The organism is Stieleria varia (genome assembly GCF_038443385.1).
Classification (GTDB): Bacteria; Planctomycetota; Planctomycetia; order Pirellulales; family Pirellulaceae; genus Stieleria; species Stieleria varia.
The window spans coordinates 4,858,935-4,878,650 of the sequence record NZ_CP151726.1 but is presented as its reverse complement, the minus strand read 5'-3'; the positions used below and the strand labels follow the sequence as shown (position 1 = coordinate 4,878,650).

The following is a 19,716-nucleotide window of genomic DNA, read 5'->3' as shown; positions in this document are numbered from 1 at the left end:
TTTTGGCAGTCCAGCCTGATGGTGTTGATGAAACCCTTCGAGGCCCGTGGCTAGTGCCAACGGCTCACAGTGATAACGCAACACGATTAGATCAGCAGTCTCCTGCGTTGGCAGCGGTGACAGAAACCTGCGGAGCGCCGCAGTGCCGCACCTCTCAGATGTTGAACATGCCATCGCTAGTGTCTGTCGCAACACCCCCCCCTTTCGAGATCAGTTAGACTACGAGTCTCCCCAAGACTCGTCTGCACTTTGAAAGGAACTCCTTGATGAATCGGTTCACCGGGATCGCGATCGTTGCGCTCGTTTTTACTGCTAACGTACTCATAATCTCGGTCGCCTCCGCTCGGGCCGAGCGCCCCAACGTGGTGATCGTGATGACGGACGATCAAGGCTATGGGGATTTGTCTTGCACGGGCAATCCGGTCCTGAAGACGCCAAATATCGATCATCTGTATTCGCAATCCGTCCGTTTGACGGACTATCACGTTTCGCCGACCTGTTCACCGACGCGAAGTGCATTGCTGACGGGACACTGGACCAACCGTACGGGCGTTTGGCATACGATCATGGGACGATCGATGTTAAGAGAAAACGAAGTCACCGTGGGAAAGATTTTTTCTGACAACGGCTACAAGACGGGGATGTTCGGAAAGTGGCACTTGGGTGACAACCATCCCTACCGACCAGAGGACCGTGGATTTGACGAAGTCATGCGGCACGGCGGTGGCGGCGTCGGCCAAACGCCGGATTTCTGGGACAACGCTTACTTTGATGGATCGTACTGGCACAACGGAACTCCCACGCCGGTCAACGGTTTCTGCACAGACGTTTTCTTTGACTATGCCAAACGATTTATCAAATCAAAGAAGTCCGCCGGCGAGCCTTTCTTGGCATACATCGCCACCAACGCTCCGCACGGACCGATGCATTGCCCTGAGTCCTACAGCGCCCCCTACAAAGACCAGGGGGCCAATGTCGCAAACTTTTTCGGGATGATTGCAAACATCGACGACAACATCGGTTCGCTGCGAAAGTTCCTTGACGACGAAGGACTGACTGAGAACACGATCTTTATCTTCACCACTGACAATGGGACATCATCTGGCGATGGGGTGTTCAACGCCGGAATGAGAGGCAAGAAAGGCAGCGAGTACGATGGCGGCCATCGAGTACCGTTCTTTGTCCACTGGCCTGCTGGTGGAGTGACCGGAGGACGAGACATCGACCCCATTACCGCGCATGTCGATGTCGTGCCGACCTTGATCGACTGGTGCAAATTGAATTCACCCGCCGGCGTTCGATTTGACGGAGTCAGCCTGGTTCCCCTGTTCAACGATTCGGCGACCCGGTGGCCTGACCGGATGTTGATCACGGATTCACAACGGGTCAAAGATCCGATCAAGTGGAAGAATAGCAGCGTGATGACGACACGCTGGCGTTTGTGCAATGGCAAACAGTTATTCGACATGAACAGCGATCCAGGGCAGAAAATCAACGTGGCGAGCGATCATCCCGAAGTGGTTGCGCGTTTGACGAAGTTCTACGACGACTGGTGGACGGAGCTTGAGCCGACGTTCTCCCAGTCCACAGCGATTTCTTTGGGGCATCCCGACGATGAACGAGCGCGATTGACGAGCCACGATTGGATCACAACCAGAATGACACCGTGGAATCAATCGCAAGTTCGGGCAGCGATGAACGGAGATGAGAACACTGGATTCTGGAACGTGAATGTCACTTCGGCTGGCATCTATGAAGTCGTCTTGAGACGTTGGCCGAGCGAAGTCGACAGAGCGATCGATGACTCGATACCGCCTGGTGAACCCGTTCCGGGACAAAGGGCCTATCGTGAGACACCTGGAAAACCCGTGGCCGCGGTGAAGGCGAACGTAAGGATCGGTGACGTGACCGCATCTGCCGACGTCTCTCCCGGTCAGAAGGAAGTTGTTTTTGAGCTGAAGCTGCCCGCAGGAAAAACGACCATGACCGGAACCTTTGTCACCGCCAACGGAGAAGTTTTTGGCAGCTACTTTGCTTACGTCAAACGCTTGGTGAGATGACCAACCTTTTCAACAACGCAAACAAAAGTCCACCGCACAACTCATTTGCAAGACTCTTGCGGCGGTCGTACCTTGCCCGTCAGTCGTGGGCGATCACCGAGTTGGTAAACGAAGTCAATGATCGCTTCTCGTTCGATCGTTCCATCAACAGAAAGGTGTCGGGGGCAGGTCAAACCGGAATCATAGCTCATCAAGACATGTTCACCGTAAACGACGATTTCCGTAAACAGCATCGGTTCATAGCGGGCATCCCAATTTGCAGGCATACTCAGCGTCGATGCGGCGATGTGGTTTGCATCGCCGTCATCCCACTGACTCGCTGTCTCCTTGTTCAATGCAAAGGCCACGCCGATGGGTAGACGATCCCGCTGTGGCGACGATGGACTGGAATCGTTCGAGTTCAAGGAAAACTCTTGCGATGAATCGACAAGTTTCAGGATCACACGGACTTCTTGAGGCACCAAAACGGCAAACGGAGCTTGCTGGATCAAGTGCCGGGTCACGGACACCTGCGGCTCTGATTCCAAGCATGCCTGCATGACTTCTAGCAGCAGAATGTCAGGGGGCTCGTTTGTGTCGATGGCATAGCTCATCGCATCGGTTGTCTCAAAACTCGCGACGGAGTCATCGAGTCCGAGTTGGTTGATGATGGATTTGGCATTCGTGATCGACTCGGGGTGTATGTCCAGGAGCGTAAAGACTGCGTCGTCCTTGGTCAAAACGGTCATCAGCGGTAACGCCAACGTCGCGTAGGGGCCGCAGCCGACATACAGTACACGGACGGGCCGATGAACAACCGACGCTTTCAAATCGGTGATTGCCGCGTGAGTCCCGCGCAGAAACTGGATCGTGCGAACGAAATCATCCAAGCACAGTGATGCCATCGTTGGTGACAGGGCCAACCCATTCGCAGTGCGAGTCTCGCCCGCCTCAATCTCCTGAGTTCGCCTCAGGGCATTATTCTCAAGTCCCTCCAGGACTGCGGCGAGTTCCCGAATCTCTGGCCAAAGTGTGGATGCCGGATGCTGTGATGACAAGATCGTCAGTGTGAGTCGACGCAGTCGTTCAAGCGGTTCCATCGGCATGTCCATTCGGTCACTTTTTGAAAACAGTCATGCTTGAATTGCCCAGTATTTCGTCATGCACAGCATGGCCTATGTTGATTCGGATTCTGTTTCCGGCTCGGACGGCAATGTTTCGTCGGCTTCCGTGGCAGATTCTCTCTGTCCGCCGATGATTTGGTCGTCGCTCAAGTTGGCTTCCGCCATCGCCATGATCTGTGACATGGCAGCTCGCTCATATTTAAAGTCATCCATCACGAACGTCTTTTTGGAGCTGCCGTCTTGGAAATGGATCTTCGCGATTCCTTTCTCGCTCCATTTTCGTTTATCGATTTTGGTAATCGAATCGATCGGAACCGTCTTTCCGTGGCTGTTGCGGATGGTGGCTTCGTCGCCTTCCACCCAGGTTCCTTGTCCCGACATCCATTTCAGCACCGCTGGGATTCCCATCGCGAGGCAGATGATCAACATAAAATACTGCTGGCCGATTCCCTGAGAGATCTTTTCCGCCGACTTCTGTGGTGTCGCTTTCGGCCAACCCTTTTCCTTCGTCAGGATCGGCCATTGTTCACGGCGGACAGATTCGTCAATCTTCTCGTACGCTTCTGCAATCTCCAACGCTCTGGGGTATTTGATCAGCGCGTCGTAGAGACACCAGCCTGCAAACGCCATGCATCCGAGAAAAACGAACAGGAACTTTCTGAAGTACCCATGGTCGACTTCGGCTCGAATCATGTCAGCGTTCTCGGGCGGTTGGAAAAGGGAATGGTTGGCGCGTGTCGAAAAACGATTTGCTAATTTGCTTTATCAACAGACGGTTCGCGTGCGGCGGTTGGATCATCGATTTCTGGGTCGGTTAGAAAACTGCCCGTTTCGCCTTCGCCACGACTAGGGCGAATGCGTTTCATTGTCATTCGCAGATTCAAGAATTCCACAGTCAAGGAGAACATCATCGCGAAATAGACGTATCCTTTGCTGATCGGTGTGCCTGCGCCCTCGCTGACCAGCACCACGCCGATCAGGATCAGGAACGACAGGGCGAGCATTTTGACGGTCGGGTGTTCTTGCACAAAATCGCTGATCTGATTGGCGAACGCGATCATGACTCCGACGCTGATGATCACGGCTGCGACCATGATCGAGATTTGGTTAGCCATTCCGACAGCGGTGATCACGGAGTCGAGAGAGAAAATGACGTCCATGACTGCGATACGAAACAAAACGCCACCGACAGAGATCTTGGCGTCGGGGGAATCGACTGGCGTGATGCCATCGGCTGAACCGCCTGTGTCTCCGGGCAAGTTTCCGAGCTCGGCTTCGTCCTCGCCGCCTTCGATCTTGTGGTGAATTTCTCGGACAGCGGTGTAAAGCAAAAACAGTCCTCCACCGAGCATGATCAAGTCTTTCCATGAAATCACATCGACCTCTTCGTTCTCACGCAACTGCTCCGCAAGAGCCTCCGTTGGCGCGATCGCACTGAGGTGAAAAAGCGGTTCGACCAAGGTGATCAGCCAGCCGATCATCAGCAGCAACAGGATGCGTGAACCCATCGCCAGCAACAGTCCAAAGCGACGGGCGAAGGACCGCTTTTGCTCGGGCAGCCGGCCGGTGATGATGGCGATGAAAACGATGTTGTCGATTCCCAGTACGATCTCCATGATCGTCAGGGTCAACAGCGCCAGTGCAGCGTCGAGTGTGAAGAGACTTTCGTAGCCCGCTAGCTGAGTCGTCGAAGCAAAAAGTGCGTTGGCGAGGAGCATCAAGCGATTCCTGAAAACAGTGGAGGAAAACTGCAAAAGCGTCAAGCATCGCTCCGACGGGATTGCGTGCCCGTCCTACCTTCGTTCTGTGCATTGGCGAGAACGAAGACAGTCAAAAGCGTCGACCGTAGTCTATCGGAATGGCGTGTTCTATTGGAATGGCGGGCTGAGTGGTGCCGACTCTGTCTCCGGAGCAGTCTCTGCTTCGGAACGTCTGGGCTGGATCCACGGTGTGGCGAGTCCAGAGATTCCCATCAGCAACAGCAACGCCAACGTCACGCGGCGTAGACGGTCTCGACCAAGCCAGTTGCCCAATCGTAGCCCCAATTGAGTCGCCAGGATCAGACAGGGTAACGAACACGCAGAGAGCAAGGCTGGTTGAACGATGCGGTGGCCGAACACGTACCACAACACCGCAAGGGCTGGGATCATGCTGACCAAGTACATGCCAAAGAGAAAGCCACGTGTCCGTCGACTGCTCCAATCGTGTGCTTGTACCCAAAACACCATCACTGGCCCGCCCATGCCAACGAGTCCTTGCAGAAAGCCGCTGAGTGGAAACGTCAGCCATGCCCAAATTGGATGGATCGTCGGGCGAGGTTTGGGGCGGATGAAGATGATCGAAAGCGTCGCGAGCAGCACCACACCGCCGACGAACTGGCGGATTCCGACCACCGGATAGTTTTGCTCGATGAGCTTCAGCACGTAGACACCGATCGGCAGAGCGAGCACGCGAGCCACTCCTGGCCAAGCGATTGATTTGGGCTCGATGCAATCACGAAGGGACCAAACGCCGAGAATGTTCTGTGGAATGGTCGCGACCAGCAACGCCGTGGAGGCTTCGGGGATCTGGTATCCGATCCAAAGCATCGAGGGAACAATGAGCAATCCGGCCGCAAAACCTGCCGCCGACTGGACAAAGATGCCGATCGAGAGAATGGCCGCAACGGGTGCGAGTGCGGTCAAAAAGTCCATTTCATCAATGGTCAATCGCCGTTTCATCGGCGGCGCGATTGTGTTGCTCTCGCAATTGCTGCATCGTTTCCACGATGGCTTCGGCCTGCAATCGGATGGCGGTTCGTCCGTCTCCGGATTTCATGGCGTCCGCGCCTTGAGCCTGTAACTGATCAATGTGCCCCCAGTCCATCAGCCAGTTCTTTGTGGTAGCGACATCCTTCAGTTCTTTGACGGTCGAACCGAGTTTGGCAAACAGTTCGTTGTTGGGTGCGGATTGGTACCGTCTGTAGGGCGCCTTTCCTCCGAACGGTTGAGGCGCAATCGATTGAGACGCATGGTGTCCAGCACCGTTTCTTGACGGGTAGCTTTTTTGGCGGTTTGACAGAGCGGTGATTCCGATCCCGAGGGTGATCAAGGTGCCAAGGAGACACAAGACCATTGCACCCGGCATCGTTTGAGACCAAAACGCAATCGCGGCGAGAGTCAACACGATACAAGCAGCGAAGGAGGCGACCATGATGTTCTGGTTGCGGTCCACCGGCTTTGGCTTGCTGACAGCGGAATTGCTTTGAGTGATCCCCTCGTCCGCACGTACGATGACGACAGTCGTGTTGTCGGGACCGCCTCGCAAATTTGCCAGATCGACCAAGACTTGAACTGCCAAGGCCTCGGGTAAGCAATCGACCAGGGTCGCGATCTCCACATCGTCGACTTGACCGGACAGCCCATCGCTGCACAGTAAAAACTGATCGCCAGGTTCGACTTTGAATGGTCCTTCGATATCCACGTTGACATCGGCGTTAGGACCGAGCGAACGTGTGATCACGTTCTTGGGAATTGCTTGCCCCAACGCACTGTCTGGGTGAACTTGTCCGCTCGCGTGCATCTCCCAAACCAAGGAGTGGTCGAAGGTCAATTGCTCGAACACGCCTTTACGAAGCCGGTAGACGCGTGAGTCGCCGACATGCCCCACAATCGCGCCGTCCGGCACGATCGCTAACGAGCTGGCGGTGGTGCCCATGTTGTAGAACTCGGGATTCTTTTGTCCACGCTGATAGATCTCTGCGTTGGACGTGTGGATGGCCTCGAGCAGTGCCTGAGCGGAATCGTCCTGACCGAGTCGAAAATAGTTCATCGCGATGTGGTCGGTTGCCATCCGGCTGGCAAGTTCACCGGCGGCATGTGCCCCCATTCCGTCGGCAACGATAAACAAATGTCCTCGCTGCAGAAAACGCTCTTGGCTCTTGGCGGGAATCGTGGCGTGGGAATCCTGGTTGTTCGTTCTGCGCATACCGATATCGGTTCGGGCTGCGTACGAAATTCCAGGGTTCCAATCTTCCGACACCGATGACCGCTCGACTGATTTGGGCGACAAATGTTTCTATTGTGGTGGCCGACACCACAGCGAGGCTAGCTGGCTAATGAATTAGTGCGTTACGTAACTCTTGTGAGCCGATGGCGCTAGCCACGGGCCGTTCTTGTGAGCCGATGGCGCTAGCCACGGGCCGTTCTTGTGAGCCGATGGCGCTAGCCACGGGCCTCGATTGGTTGCATCTTAACCACTGGGCCCGCGGCTAGCGCCGTCGGCTCACTAATTCGACAGGCCCGCGGCTAGCGCCGTCGGCTCACTAATTCGACGGGCCCGCGGCTAGCGCCGTTGGCTCACTAATTTCACAGGCCCGCGGCTAGCGCCGTCGGCTCACTAATTTCACAGTCTGCTAGCTCTCATTGTATTTCCAGTCGCCCGATTGACCTACCCGAGTACAGGATGCAGGCGACAAAATCGTGATTCTACCGATATCACAGCCTCCCAAGTGCCATTGACCGGAGAATACGAAACTCCACCAAGGCACCGACGCGTCATCGAATCGGAATCCCTACCTGTCGGAGAAGTTTGCCGTAGTGCCCCAACGACCACTGAAAACCTGTTCGGACAAGGGAATTCGAGTCCTTGGCCCCGCCTCGCGTTGCCGCAGACTCTCGCCAAGCTCGTCCTTGGGCTCTGAGTCATCGGGGTATCCGATCGCAATGGCGGTCTCCGGCTGGTGATCCTCTGGAATCTGGTACTGAGATCGTACTCGGCTCAGATTTACCCCTGCCATCTGGTGGGCTTGCAAGCCCAGCGCTGCCGCTTGCAATGCCAAGTGCGCTGCGGCTTGGCCGAGATCATGAAGCGCCACGCGATTCGGTTTTCCGTTTTTGCGAAAGGTTGGCCGGATCACGCTTAGCAGGAGGACGCCTGCGGAAGCCGCCCAGGGCTGGTTGGCTTCCATCAAGCAACCCAACATCGTGTCAAACGCATCGCTGTCCTCACGCCGCGCCACGATCCACGACCAAGGCTGATCGTTAAAACTGCTCGCTGCCCATCGCGCTGCCTCCAAGCATGCCAGCAGTTTTTCCGTTTCCACAGGCCGAGCGTCATAGCGATAGGGGCTCCAGCGCTGCTTGATCGCGGGCAGCACATCGTGCTCAACGGGATTGATACTCATGGATAAAAACCTTGTCGTGCCGAAAGTTTCGCGAGGAATTCTTCTGAGGTGTCAACAACAAATCCTTGCCACGCCGAGCTGGACCTCAATTGCGAATCATGATACCGATCGCGTCTAAGTACCTCTGAACCGTATCGATTTCCACGTCACGCCAACCGTCGGTCTTGTGGCGTAACAGTGAGAGTTTTAGGGACTCGATCGCATCGGACAAGTCATCGGGCAATTCGGGCAGACCCACGAAAGGCTGCACGGGGCCTTGCACCGGCTCCGATTCAGGATCCTCCGTCAGCGCCGTCGCTCCGCTGCCGCCATCGCGTTCGGCGCCCATCGGCGACAGTTCTTCTTCCTCGCCAAAGTCTGGGCCTTCATAGGTTGGCCCCGTGGCGACACCGTCCGGACCGTCGTCGTACTCGCGTTCACGTCCGCCACCCTGTGCGGGCATCACGACATCTTCATCCAAGTCAACTTCAACGACCTGGCTGGACGTCGGACGATTGGACTCCACGGCGCCTTCTGCCTCCCATTTCTTTTGCCGCATCCCGGCGACACTCCATTTTTCCTCCACGGCACCTTGCAACCACATGGGGGCATCCTCCCAGTCCAACGCCGCGAGAAAGTGGCTCCAGTAGAGGCCTTCGTACGATGCGTAATCGGAGGCAAAGCGGTCATGGACTCGACGAAGGCGACCGACGTGGGGTGACGTCACTCCGCCAACTCGCCGCGCCCAGGCTTCGTCGGAATATTCCGTTGCCGGCACACCGCTCTGGATCAACTTCTCACGCCACTGGCTGATGATCTTTCCCTTTTCCCAGTTGGTGGTGCTGATCAACTGGTTCCACAGACCGACGAACGGCTCGGCTAGCTCAGTCAAACGCTGCAGATCTTCGTCGCTCAGGATCGGCTCGCCCGCATTTTCGGCTTCGTCCCAAGCCGCCTTGGCTTCGTCCAGGTCCGAATCAGAAATCGACTCGACGTCGGCGTCTGTGTGTTCTGCGGACACGTCCGTGTCGTGTTGCAAATCCTGTGATTCGGACACGGTGTCAGAAACCGCAGCGTCTGTGTCTTCGTCAGATTGAAAAGGAGGTTGAAAGGAGTCGTCGGCAGTCATCAGCGTCCATCGTGGTAAAAGCGGGTCACAACCATCAAGAGACACAGGCTACCGAAGGATCTTCATCAAACGATACCACCCGGCGTCGAATGCGCCGTAAGAACGGTATTTTCCAAGTCGCACGCACTGGTCGCGTAAAGTTTGCGATGTGGAAAGAGTGTTTGCAGCAGACGGATTGCGGTTGATTTGGTAGAATAAAGGTCCCGCCTCAGCCCCCCCTCCAACGTGTGTCTCCCGCAAGATGCTGTTTACTGAAAGTCATCCGTCGACTCGTTTTGACCATTCCGACTGCCAGCGATCCGTATTTTCCATCGCCGCATCGCGGTTTGTCTGCACAGCCTTGGCTTGGTTTGCCATTCCCTTGACCGGAACGGTTCTACAAGCCGAAGAAAAATCGGCCCAAAATCCTGGGAAACCGCCAGCGGATGCAAAACATTCCCGCGAAGCCATCGATTTCTTTGAGTCCAACGTCCGTCCCCTGTTGGTCGAACACTGTTACGAATGCCACAGTGTTGAGTCCGGCGAATCATCCGGCGATCTGCGACTCGACTCCGCAGCGGCCCTGTTGCGGGGCGGCAGCATGGGACCGGGACTGGTTCCCGGACAACCAGAAAAAAGTTTGATACTTCGCGCAGTTCGCTACAACGACCGAAAACTCCAGATGCCACCGTCGGACAAGCTCGACGATGAATCGATCGAGGTCCTGCGGAAATGGATCGAAATGGGCGCACCGGATCCGAGGGAGGATACGGCGACCGACCAGCCGGCCAACGAGTCACAGACAAACTGGACCGAACACTGGGCTTTTCAAATCCCTCAACGCGCCCGCATCGATGATTCCAATGCGTCCGGTGATCAACACGTCGACGTCATTGATACGCTTGCGGCCACCCGCGCAAGTCAGGCCGGTCTGCAACGTGCCGACGTCGCATCGGACGAAACGCTCATCCACAGACTCTATTTTGATTTGACCGGGCTGCCGCCCACCACCGAGCAGGTCCAAGCGTTTGTCTCGTCCACACATCCTGACAAGTACGAACGGTTGATCGATACTCTGTTGGCAAGCCCTGAGTATGCGGAACGTTTTGCACGGCATTGGATGGACGTGGCCCGCTATTCGGACACGGTCGGTTATGCACTGGGCGGCAAGGAGCGACGCATCCAAGGTAGCCAGCGTTATCGCGACTGGTTGGTCAAAGCGTTCGCTGAGGACATGCCGTATGACGAAATGATTCGCCTGCAATTGGCCGCTGATCGTTTGGACGGCGACAACACCAATGGCAATCTGGACGCGATGGGATTCCTGACCATCGGCCGACGGTTTCTCAATAACCTTGATGTGATTGATGATCGCATCGACGTTGTCTCACGTGGCCTGCTCGGATTGACCGTTGCCTGTGCACGATGCCATGATCACAAGTTCGATCCGATTCCCACGGCAGACTATTACTCCCTGTTCGGCGTGATGAATAGCAGCGAGTGGAAACAAGACGGACCAAGTCCGTTGATGATGGTCGACCGAGAGAAACCTGGTGACCACCCGATTTTGTTGCGGGGCCAGCAGGGAAGCCGCGGCCCGATCGCGCCCCGACAGTACTTGACCGCACTGCGAAAACCCGATGAGCAGCGATTCACCGACGGCAGCGGACGACTGGAATTGGCCCTGCGAATCGCCGACTCGGAAAATCCACTGACATCACGCGTGATGGTCAACCGTGTCTGGGCACACTTGATCGGACGACCGCTGGTCGATACCCCGAGTGACTTTGGCGTACGCACCGCGCCGCCGGCGATCCCCGAAGTCTTGGATGATTTGGCGGCCGAGTTTTCGACGCATTGGAGCATCAAACGGCTGGTGAAACGCATCGTCATGACTCGTGTTTACCGTCAGTCGGTCCACACGGCTGCGGAAAACCTGTCCAAAGACCCGGACAACCAGTTGTTAGCCAGAGCCAATCGAAAACGTCGTGACTTTGAGTCCTTACGTGATTCCATGTTGGACGTCTGCGGGTTCCTGGATCAATCCTTGGGAGGCGAGCCGGTCGAAATCACGTTGCCGACCTTGACGCCACGACGAACCATCTACGCGATGATCGATCGACAAAACCTGCCATCGCTGTTCCGAACGTTTGATTTCGCCAACCCTGATGCTCACGCGCCGAAACGATACTTCACCACTGTCCCGCAACAAGCGTTGTACCTGCTGAACTCGGATCAGACGGGTGAACTGGCGCGGCTTGCTGCAAAACACAGCCGCGAGCAAGTCGGTAGCGAAGCACAGGAGCCGTTGATTGATGCGTTGTTCCGATCGATCTTGTCTCGCCCACCGACAAAACCCGAGCTGCAAATTTGCGTCGAGTTTCTGTCTCGTCCGGCGCGGCCGTCCGTTGCGGAATATCGATCCACGCTGGCTTGGCAGTACGGCACGTCGCCCACGGATGACGATGTCCGGCCGACAGATTTCACTCCGTTTGCCGTGTTCAAAGATTCGCGATGGCAAGCCGCCAATGAATTCCCGGCCAAGTCTGCGATGGGACACGCGTTCCTGTCACGCGATGCGGGGCATCCGGCAAATCGTGATGCCGTGATTCGACGTTGGATCGCGCCGGCCGATGGCGAGTTGCGATTGAGCGGTTTGATGGGACACCGCAGCGACAATGGGGACGGGTTCCGCGCTGCAATCTGGGTCGGCAAGAATCGTGTTTTCCTGGAAACACAAAAGATGAACAATCGTCCGTACGGACCGCTGACGACGACGGTCGCAAAAGGAGAGGCGGTTGATTTTGTTGCCGATCCGGGTGAGTCCGCGTCGCACGATTCCTTTTTTTGGCGGGCCCAAATTTCCATGACCGCGACAGACGGTCGGTTGTTCGAAGCCGACTCCGAAGCCGACTTTGCCGCACCCAAAGACGCCAACAGCGTCGAGCCTCTGGATCGTTTTGCCCAGCTCGCTCAAATCCTGTTGCTCAGCAACGAATTTGCATTTGTGGACTAATTGAAAATGTTGAACCGACGACAATTGCTCAAGAGTTGCACCGCCGGACTGGGTTCCTTGGCACTGTCCGACATGCTGACGCGTCAAGCGATGGCATCCGACGGCGCCGTCCCATTGCACTTTCCCGCGCGCGCGAAATACGTCATTCACTTGTTCATGAACGGCGGCCCCAGTCAAGTCGACACGTTCGACTACAAGCCGGCGCTCGAGAAGTATGCCGGTAAGACTGCGCCCACCGGCGACCTGCGAACAGAACGACCGACCGGCAACGTGATGGGCACGCCCTTCAAATTCAAGCAGTACGGCGAATCGGGGATCCATGTCAGTGAACTGTTCGAGAAAACCGCGCAGCACATCGATGACATCTGCGTGATCAACTCAATGCGTGCCGATGTGCCCAATCACGAACCCTCGTTGATGCTGATGAACACCGGCGAGTCTCGGTTGGTGCGCCCAAGTGTCGGATCCTGGCTGTCCTATGGTTTGGGCAGCGAGAACGAGAACCTGCCGTCGTTCGTGACGATGTGTCCCGGTGGTTATCCGATCAAAGAGTCACAGAATTGGCAGAACGCTTTCTTGCCGGGCAAGTACCAAGCGACCTATGTCGATTCCAGTCATCGCAGCGTGGACAAGCTGATCAATCACATCCGTAGCGAATTGGTGGCTCCAGGCGACCAACGTGACCAGTTGGATTTGCTGGCCAAACTGAATGCAGAGCATCTGCGTCAACGCGAAGGTGACCAGAGATTGCAGTCACGAATCGAGTCCTTTGAACTGGCGTACCGAATGCAAAGCGAGGCGGCGGAAGTATTCGACGTGTCACGTGAACCGGCCAATATCCGCGAAGCGTACGGTGAAGGCGACTTTGCCCGACAAACGCTGATCGCGAGACGATTGGTGGAGCACGGAGTTCGCTATGTCCAGCTTTATACCGGCGCGGGACAACCGTGGGACAACCATGATGATTTGGAACAAGGACACCGACGGCTCGCCAAACAAGTCGACCAGCCGATCGCCGCGTTGCTGAGCGATCTGAAACGGCTGGGTCTGCTGGATGAAACGCTCGTGATCTGGGGCGGCGAGTTCGGACGCACACCCGTGGTGGAAATGCCCAAGGAAGGTTCCAACCAGGGCAAGATGAACGGGCGCGACCACAACCACTGGGGATTCACGATGTGGATGGCCGGTGGCGGAGTGAAGGGCGGCCACGTTGTGGGCGCGACCGACGAGATCGGATTCCAAGCCGTTGAAAATCGGGTGCACGTTCACGATTTACACGCCACGATCCTGCGTCTGATGGGCTTGGATCACAAACGTCTGACGTACCGCTACGCCGGTCGCGATTTCCGATTGACCGACGTCCACGGAAACGTGGTCAACGAGATTCTAGCGTAGGGGTGCGAGGCTTGGATGCGTCCCGAAGGGACATGACAAAATAGCCCAGGGCAGTGCGCAGCGTCGCCCTGGGTTGTTGTGCGTCGTTACAACCTCAAAGCCCCGAAGTGGGCGTTACAGATTACCCAGGACGGCGCTGCGCTGGACTGCTCAAAGTTTGGTGTTGACATTGTTCTTACAGTCCATGTTTTTGTTCCATGCATCGCAATCAAAGTGAGCCTCAGGCGCTAGCCGTGGGCCGGCACCACAATCCGCCTCAGGCCCACGGCTAGCGCCTGAGGCTCACTGGGGCCATCAGCTGTGCCGGCAGTACGGACATAAACTTGCGCAAACCCAAAAAGAAACAACAACAAACTTTGAGCAGTCCAGCGCTGCGATCTGCGCTGGGCTTTCATGTTCGGCCCCCTCGGGGCAAGACATGCCAACTGCGGCCGTCCCTCGCGTTTACTTTCGGTTACTGGAGCTGCGCGATGCCATTTGAGTCTTAGGACGCAAGACGTAGAGCTTGGGATCGTCGACGATGAAGGACGTGCTCCAGCGGACACCGTCGTCGGCACTGCACACGTTGTAGAAGAACGTGCGGAAGCGTTCGGCGCGGTAGTCGTACGGGAACTGGCTGGTGATGTAGTCTTCTTCTGTTAAGTCATCCACACCGGGTGATGCGTAATAGTGCACCATGCCGTCTGGGGTGACACTCATGCCCATGGTCCACCAACCGGTCGTGGTGATTTGCGGACCACGGAAATCACCGCCGCGACGATTGCCTCGGATTCGCAAGTACGCGTAGTCGTGTTCTTTTTTGGACTGACTCTTGCTTTCGAACTCGACAAACAATCCCGGCCAATAGACCTCATTACCGAGTTCCTCGGTAGTCCGTTTGAAGATCCCGATCCCGACTTCCTTGTCCACCATCGCGGTGGTTTCCAGCGCGAGGCGAAATCCGAAGTGAGGTCCGCTGCGGTTTTCCCACTGATCCACCGGCGGCAAGAAAACTCGCGTGGTGACACTGGGTACTTCTGAAATGTCCAGTCGACGCTTGAGCCGGTACTGAATGTTGCAGACAAAGTCGTCTTGGTGCATCGTGTTGCTGGGACGTCCGGGAATTCCCGTGAACTTGGATCGCATCAACAGAGCACCTTGGCTGCCGGGGATTCCGCCCGGCGGCGTTGCGACTCGACGGACGATGTCCGGATGGCCGCGTTTGATGCCTTCGTACCAACGACCATTGGTGCTGCGGCCCATCGGACCACGTTGGTTCTCGTCAATGTCTTCGGTACTCTTGGGATCGCGTGGTATGTAGTCCCAAGATGGGTCCTCAAAATCGTCAGCGACTCCGACAATTTCTGACCCCGTCCCGGGGACAACCGGCCGCTGGGCATCCGCCGTGGCGGACAATCCGCATGAAAGGACGGGCAGTGCCAGTAAGGCGAGAAAACGTTTGAGCGAAAGGCGCATGATTCGATCCGTCGAACGCGAGTGGTCGTGTGAGAACGCTGGGCAAGGCGGGATTTTTCCGCGATGCCGAGCCAAAACGTGGTAGTTGGCAAGCGTAAAACTTGTCTTTTTGGCAAGCGCACGTCGTTTCGCGACCGGCTCGCCCCCCTTGTAATCCCTTCAATCGGCATAAATTGGCATCGGCTGAAATCAATCTTGGGTGGTCCAGCCGAAGCCGCTGATTTATGCTGCTGTCATGGCCTCACTCTACGTCGTCCGCGGTCGCGATCAAGGAAAGCATCATGTGCTTTCGGGGGCGCTGGTGCGCATCGGTCGCGAAGCATCCAATGAAATCCAATTGCTGGATTCCGAAGCCTCCCGGCATCACGCGGAGATCGCAATTGCCGGCACCGGCGAGTGTGTTCTGGCTGATTTGTCCAGCAGCAATGGCACGAAAGTCAACGGTGCTCGCATCACCAGTCGGCAGTTGCGGAGCGGCGATCGCATCGAGATCGGCTCGTCGATGATGATCTTCACCGGTACCGGTCAGCCCACAGCGATGAATGCCGCGCATGGTGTTGATATCGTTTTGCAAAAAGGGCACGCCGATGCCAGTCGGATCGTCTCGTCGATCAGCCAACCCCTCTTGGGCAACAACGCTACCTCAGTGGGCGAAAATGAATCGAACGCGTCTGATTCCGAAAGCTCCGTTTCCTCCTTGCCGACCAGTGATGCGGATCGATCTCTGGAAGTCATGTACCTGACCGCGATTGCCGTCGGCCGGACGGACGATTTGGACGAACTGCTCAACCGAATCCTGCGTCTGGTATTTGACTGGGTCGAAGCCGATCGGGGATGCATCATGCTACGTGACAACGAAACCGGTCAGCTTCGCCCAGCCGGACGTTGTGACCGTGATCACGTCGCGTTCGACTCCCAACAACGGGGACCGATCAATATTAGCCACACGATTCTCGATTATGTGATGGAACGCAAGGAAGGGGTCCGCACCAGCGACGCGAAAGACGATGTGCGGTTTGACTCCGCCGCGTCCATCGTCCAAGGTGGCGTTCGGGAAGCCTTGTGTGTGCCGTTGCAGGGTCGTTACGACATTGTGGGTGCACTTTACATCGACACCTATACTCCGCCTGGTCAGTTGATCGGCAGCGGAGCACGCCCGCGATTTACCGACGATCACTTGCGGTTGATCACCGCAATCGGCCACCAAGCCGCATTGGCAATCGAAGACACATCGTATTACTCGGCGCTGGTGCAAAGTGAACGGTTGGCGGCGATGGGGCAGACCATCGCAACGCTTTCTCATCACGTGAAAAATATCCTGCAAGGAATCCGCGGCGGCAGCTATTTGATCGAAGCCGGTTTGGAACGAAACGATACCGATGCGGTCCGACGCGGTTGGTCGATGGTGGACCGAAACCAAGAGCGAATCAGCAACTTGGTGATGGACATGCTGTCGTTCTCCAAAGAGCGTGTTCCCCAGAAGGTCGATTCTGATCTGAACGACATGGTCGGCGAAATTGCCGAGCTGATGAAGACGCGAGCCAGCGAAATGGGCGTCAAACTGGTATCGCAGATCTCCGGCGAACTGCCGACCGCAAAGTTTGATCCCGATGCGTTGCACCAAGCGGTCTTGAACTTGGTCACCAACGCAATCGATGCTGCCGCCGGCAGGTTGAACGACGAGAACGCCGACACGGACTTTCACTGGGACGGCGATTCGGGCATGGTCGTTGCCGAAGCACCTCCGCCCACCGTGGAGATCCAAACCGGTTTTGATTCCGAGTTGGGCTGGTATGTCGACGTGATCGACAACGGACCTGGGATCGCGCCAGAGGATCGTGAAAAGATCTTTTCGTTGTTCGAGTCGCGTAAAGGTGCCCGTGGGACCGGACTTGGATTACCTGTGAGCGCAAAAATCATGCGAGAGCACGGCGGCACGATCCAGATCATGCCCAATGATCGGAGCACCGGCAGCCGCTTTCGCTTGACATTGCCCCCACAGCAAGATCACGGTACCGACGGTGACGGCGCCCCCACGCTGCTGTGACACACGACCGATCGCTAACCCGTTCCTGCTTGAAACAATCCATGTCCTCCAGAAAAATCTTTCGCCTCAGCTCTCTCTCCATCGTGGACTTATTGGGCCAGGATGCGGAGACCATCCTGCACAATCTGACCACGAATCAGATCAAGAACCTGTCGGTCGGCCAAAACGTCGAGACATTCATTACGGATGTCAAAGGCAAGACGTTGGGACACGTGTATGCTTGTCGAATCGAGAACGGTTTCCGACTCATCGGTGCTGACGGTCAATCCCAGGCCATCGTCGATCATGCGGATCGATACACCATCCGCGAAGACGCCGTCGCTACGATCCGAGACAACGATTTCGAGGTCTTTGTCACCATTGGAGATCAAGACCTGGATCCGCCGCCAACGATCGAGAATCATTGCGTCGGCTGGTTGGGCAGCGAAACCAGGGTCTGGCTGGTCTCCGAAGGCGTATCGTTGGAGTGGACCGATTCAGATTCGGCCAATGCCATCGGCGATGATCGCGATTTTCATTTCGCCAGAACGCTGGCGGCGTTTCCGTGGCACGGCATTGATTTCGATGACAAGAATTTGCCGCAGGAAGCGTCCCGTCCCGACGCGATCTCTTTTACCAAAGGTTGCTATCTCGGCCAGGAGACCGTTGCACGCTTGGACGCATTGGGACAGGTACAAAAATGTTTGGTCCGTTGGTCGGTCGACCACGGGGACGTGCAACCAGAATGCGAAGTCTTTGTCGATGAAAAACTGGTGGGGCGTTTGACCAGCATCGCCCAAGTGTCAGAGACCAAAGCATTCGCAATCGGTGTCGCCCGTCGTAGCCATTTTGAACCAGGTTCGATGGCGAACGGCACGTCCAAGAACGGACATGCATTCACGGCCACAGTCGTATCGTAACTTCATCAAAGTCAACACCACTCAGCCTGCCCCATCAAGGAACCCCAGTCATGGCAAATGAACTTTCGCCCGGTCAAATCGATCAATTACGGGATGAATTGAGAGCCGGCCGAAAGCTGGGCGCTATCAAGATGCACATGGACATCACGGGCAGTTCGCTCTCCAAAGCCAAGAGCTTCGTCGAAGACCTACAGCGAGATTCCAATTTGGAAGGTCATGACTCGCTTACGGAAGGCATCCAGGCGGATGAATTGAGCGATGAGCAGATGGACCAGATTTTGGATCAGCTCAAGAAAGGTGAAAAGCTCGCTGCGATCCATTTGTACCGTGCTCACTCCGGGCAAAACCTCAAGGAATCGCTTCGCTTCATCGACGCACTGATTGAGCGAATGGGTGATCAATTGCCAGCCAGCTTGCTGCAGGAAAAGAAGTCCGGCTGTGCAGGCGCCGCGCTGGTGTTGCTAACTGTTTCGTCCGGCGCTGCGCTGACCGCCGCAGTATTGGCGTTGCGACTTGCATGAACGCGGCACCCAAGTCGATCGACGACAATCCATGTCGCGCGGCATCAGCGGCTTGATTTCGCGGGTACGCTCGCGAGGTTTCCTGTTTCTGGTCGGAATCGCATTCAATCGTGTCGTCCCTCCATGGTTGTTTCGATTCCAGGTGTTCCGAATCTATCGGCTCAAACCACCGAAGTCGGGTGACGTCCAAGACGAGTACCAGTCAGATCACGTTTTTCAAATCGCCAAGGCGGATGAAATCGATGATGCTGCAAGAGTAACCGCCTCCATGCCGCCCCCAGACGCGGTCGCTTGGATCGCCAAGAACAACAGCGATACGATCGGCGGTTTGTGGCTCGCCTCCACTTGTTTCAACGAACCCGAACTGGGATTGCGTTTCCAATTGTCAGACAATACACGTTGGCTGTACTCGGCCAGGGTCGCCAGATCGCATCGCCGCAGGGGTGTCTACCGAAGCCTGTTGGCGGCTGTTTTGAACTCTGATTCAGAAAAGCAATTTGCCGCAGCAATCAATCCATTGAATCTCGCGTCTGCGAGGGCGCACCGGTCGTTTGTCGATCAGGAACTGGGCCGATACGCCGTCGCACGATTCCTTGGAATGTCCATCTGCCTCTCCGCACGGGGGATCAAGCCGAACCGACGAATCTCATGGCGTTGCGGCTTCGACCCGATCGTGATTTCGATCGCATGCGATGAGCGGTAAGGTTTTGGCTTGAGATTTGTGAAGGGAATCAAACGTAGTCCGGTCGCTCTTGTCCGTTGGAGCAATGAGTATCGGCCGACGGTGACTAGGGCTTTGTCACGTCCAAGAACTGGGCTGTAAAAACGTTGGTCTTGACATGCAGCTTCAATTCGCCAGTTTTGTTCCTCCATTTGGAAGATACGCCGTAGGCGTTTAACAACATAGCCCAGGGTAAGGTTCCCGCGAGTGTAACGAGTGGGACCGCCACCCTGGGTTGAAAACTGATG

The 19,716-nt window shown here is 56.2% G+C and carries 15 protein-coding genes; 7 read left to right on the top strand and 8 right to left on the bottom strand.

All coding sequences use genetic code 11. The features are described from left to right. Positions 1–266 precede the first annotated feature (266 nt). Positions 267–2,060, top strand: coding sequence for an arylsulfatase (locus tag Pla52nx_RS16470; protein WP_146522610.1), 1,794 nt, complete (start codon positions 267–269; stop codon positions 2,058–2,060). Between the two features lie 41 nt (positions 2,061–2,101). Here the strand turns inward: Pla52nx_RS16470 and Pla52nx_RS16465 are convergent, their stop codons facing one another. The 7 genes from Pla52nx_RS16465 to Pla52nx_RS16435 form a co-directional block, all read right to left on the bottom strand. Continuing rightward, on the bottom strand, positions 2,102–3,139 hold the full coding sequence (locus tag Pla52nx_RS16465) for a hypothetical protein (protein WP_146522611.1): 1,038 nt from the start codon (positions 3,137–3,139) through the stop codon (positions 2,102–2,104). Positions 3,140–3,214: 75 nt separating this feature from the next. Beyond that, a complete protein-coding gene (locus tag Pla52nx_RS16460; protein WP_146522612.1) occupies positions 3,215–3,856 on the bottom strand; it encodes a hypothetical protein in 642 nt (213 codons plus the stop codon). 59 nt (positions 3,857–3,915) lie between these two features. Then, complete coding sequence (locus tag Pla52nx_RS16455; protein WP_390620411.1) at positions 3,916–4,779, bottom strand: TerC family protein; 864 nt, start codon at positions 4,777–4,779, stop codon at positions 3,916–3,918. Positions 4,780–5,031: 252 nt separating this feature from the next. Beyond that, positions 5,032–5,883 carry a sulfite exporter TauE/SafE family protein gene (locus tag Pla52nx_RS16450; RefSeq protein ID WP_231742466.1) on the bottom strand — a complete coding sequence of 284 codons (852 nt, stop codon included), beginning with the start codon at positions 5,881–5,883 and terminating at the stop codon, positions 5,032–5,034. Continuing rightward, positions 5,861–7,129, bottom strand: coding sequence for a PP2C family protein-serine/threonine phosphatase (locus tag Pla52nx_RS16445; RefSeq protein WP_231742468.1), 1,269 nt, complete (start codon positions 7,127–7,129; stop codon positions 5,861–5,863). Before Pla52nx_RS16445 ends, Pla52nx_RS16450 begins: the two co-directional genes overlap by 23 nt. A gap of 586 nt (positions 7,130–7,715) precedes the next feature. After that, on the bottom strand, positions 7,716–8,327 hold the full coding sequence (locus Pla52nx_RS16440; protein WP_146522614.1) for a nitroreductase family protein: 612 nt from the start codon (positions 8,325–8,327) through the stop codon (positions 7,716–7,718). An 85-nt stretch (positions 8,328–8,412) separates the two neighbouring features. Further along, on the bottom strand, positions 8,413–9,435 hold the full coding sequence (locus Pla52nx_RS16435) for a hypothetical protein (protein ID WP_146522615.1): 1,023 nt from the start codon (positions 9,433–9,435) through the stop codon (positions 8,413–8,415). Between the two features lie 241 nt (positions 9,436–9,676). On the opposite strand from Pla52nx_RS16435, the gene Pla52nx_RS16430 reads away from it, so the two are divergent. Together Pla52nx_RS16430 and Pla52nx_RS16425 are read left to right on the top strand one after the other, a co-directional pair. Continuing rightward, positions 9,677–12,430: a PSD1 and planctomycete cytochrome C domain-containing protein gene (locus tag Pla52nx_RS16430; RefSeq protein ID WP_146522616.1), complete on the top strand. Its 2,754-nt coding sequence runs from the start codon at positions 9,677–9,679 to the stop codon at positions 12,428–12,430. A 6-nt stretch (positions 12,431–12,436) separates the two neighbouring features. Then, entirely contained in the window at positions 12,437–13,825 is a 1,389-nt protein-coding gene (locus tag Pla52nx_RS16425; protein WP_390620409.1) for a DUF1501 domain-containing protein, read from the top strand. A 444-nt stretch (positions 13,826–14,269) separates the two neighbouring features. Here the strand turns inward: Pla52nx_RS16425 and Pla52nx_RS16420 are convergent, their stop codons facing one another. Beyond that, positions 14,270–15,280: a hypothetical protein gene (locus tag Pla52nx_RS16420; protein ID WP_146522618.1), complete on the bottom strand. Its 1,011-nt coding sequence runs from the start codon at positions 15,278–15,280 to the stop codon at positions 14,270–14,272. A 235-nt stretch (positions 15,281–15,515) separates the two neighbouring features. Between Pla52nx_RS16420 and Pla52nx_RS16415 the strand changes: the two genes are divergently transcribed. The 4 genes from Pla52nx_RS16415 to Pla52nx_RS16400 are packed head-to-tail and all read left to right on the top strand — an operon-like array spanning position 15,516 to position 19,450. Beyond that, a complete protein-coding gene (locus Pla52nx_RS16415; RefSeq protein ID WP_146522619.1) occupies positions 15,516–17,327 on the top strand; it encodes an ATP-binding protein in 1,812 nt (603 codons plus the stop codon). 41 nt (positions 17,328–17,368) lie between these two features. Continuing rightward, positions 17,369–18,226 carry a YgfZ/GcvT domain-containing protein gene (locus Pla52nx_RS16410; RefSeq protein WP_231742472.1) on the top strand — a complete coding sequence of 286 codons (858 nt, stop codon included), beginning with the start codon at positions 17,369–17,371 and terminating at the stop codon, positions 18,224–18,226. A 50-nt stretch (positions 18,227–18,276) separates the two neighbouring features. Continuing rightward, complete coding sequence (locus tag Pla52nx_RS16405; protein WP_146522620.1) at positions 18,277–18,747, top strand: hypothetical protein; 471 nt, start codon at positions 18,277–18,279, stop codon at positions 18,745–18,747. A 31-nt stretch (positions 18,748–18,778) separates the two neighbouring features. Further along, the gene (locus Pla52nx_RS16400; RefSeq protein ID WP_146522621.1) at positions 18,779–19,450 is read left to right on the top strand and encodes a hypothetical protein; all 672 of its coding nucleotides are present in this window, start codon (positions 18,779–18,781) and stop codon (positions 19,448–19,450) included. The last annotated feature ends 266 nt before the right edge of the window (positions 19,451–19,716 follow it).

Bases quoted from the DNA above. Each gene is read 5' to 3' on its own strand.
- Pla52nx_RS16445 (WP_231742468.1), bottom strand. From the start codon at position 7,129: ATGCGCAGAACGAACAACCAGGATTCCCACGCCACGATTCCCGCCAAG.
- Pla52nx_RS16435 (WP_146522615.1), bottom strand. From the start codon at position 9,435: ATGACTGCCGACGACTCCTTTCAACCTCCTTTTCAATCTGACGAAGAC.
- Pla52nx_RS16420 (WP_146522618.1), bottom strand. From the start codon at position 15,280: ATGCGCCTTTCGCTCAAACGTTTTCTCGCCTTACTGGCACTGCCCGTC.
- Pla52nx_RS16470 (WP_146522610.1), top strand. From the start codon at position 267: ATGAATCGGTTCACCGGGATCGCGATCGTTGCGCTCGTTTTTACTGCT.
- Pla52nx_RS16450 (WP_231742466.1), bottom strand. From the start codon at position 5,883: ATGAAACGGCGATTGACCATTGATGAAATGGACTTTTTGACCGCACTC.
- Pla52nx_RS16415 (WP_146522619.1), top strand. From the start codon at position 15,516: ATGGCCTCACTCTACGTCGTCCGCGGTCGCGATCAAGGAAAGCATCAT.
- Pla52nx_RS16400 (WP_146522621.1), top strand. From the start codon at position 18,779: ATGTCGCGCGGCATCAGCGGCTTGATTTCGCGGGTACGCTCGCGAGGT.
- Pla52nx_RS16430 (WP_146522616.1), top strand. From the start codon at position 9,677: ATGCTGTTTACTGAAAGTCATCCGTCGACTCGTTTTGACCATTCCGAC.
- Pla52nx_RS16465 (WP_146522611.1), bottom strand. From the start codon at position 3,139: ATGGAACCGCTTGAACGACTGCGTCGACTCACACTGACGATCTTGTCA.
- Pla52nx_RS16425 (WP_390620409.1), top strand. From the start codon at position 12,437: ATGTTGAACCGACGACAATTGCTCAAGAGTTGCACCGCCGGACTGGGT.
- Pla52nx_RS16405 (WP_146522620.1), top strand. From the start codon at position 18,277: ATGGCAAATGAACTTTCGCCCGGTCAAATCGATCAATTACGGGATGAA.
- Pla52nx_RS16410 (WP_231742472.1), top strand. From the start codon at position 17,369: ATGTCCTCCAGAAAAATCTTTCGCCTCAGCTCTCTCTCCATCGTGGAC.
- Pla52nx_RS16440 (WP_146522614.1), bottom strand. From the start codon at position 8,327: ATGAGTATCAATCCCGTTGAGCACGATGTGCTGCCCGCGATCAAGCAG.
- Pla52nx_RS16455 (WP_390620411.1), bottom strand. From the start codon at position 4,779: ATGGAGATCGTACTGGGAATCGACAACATCGTTTTCATCGCCATCATC.
- Pla52nx_RS16460 (WP_146522612.1), bottom strand. From the start codon at position 3,856: ATGATTCGAGCCGAAGTCGACCATGGGTACTTCAGAAAGTTCCTGTTC.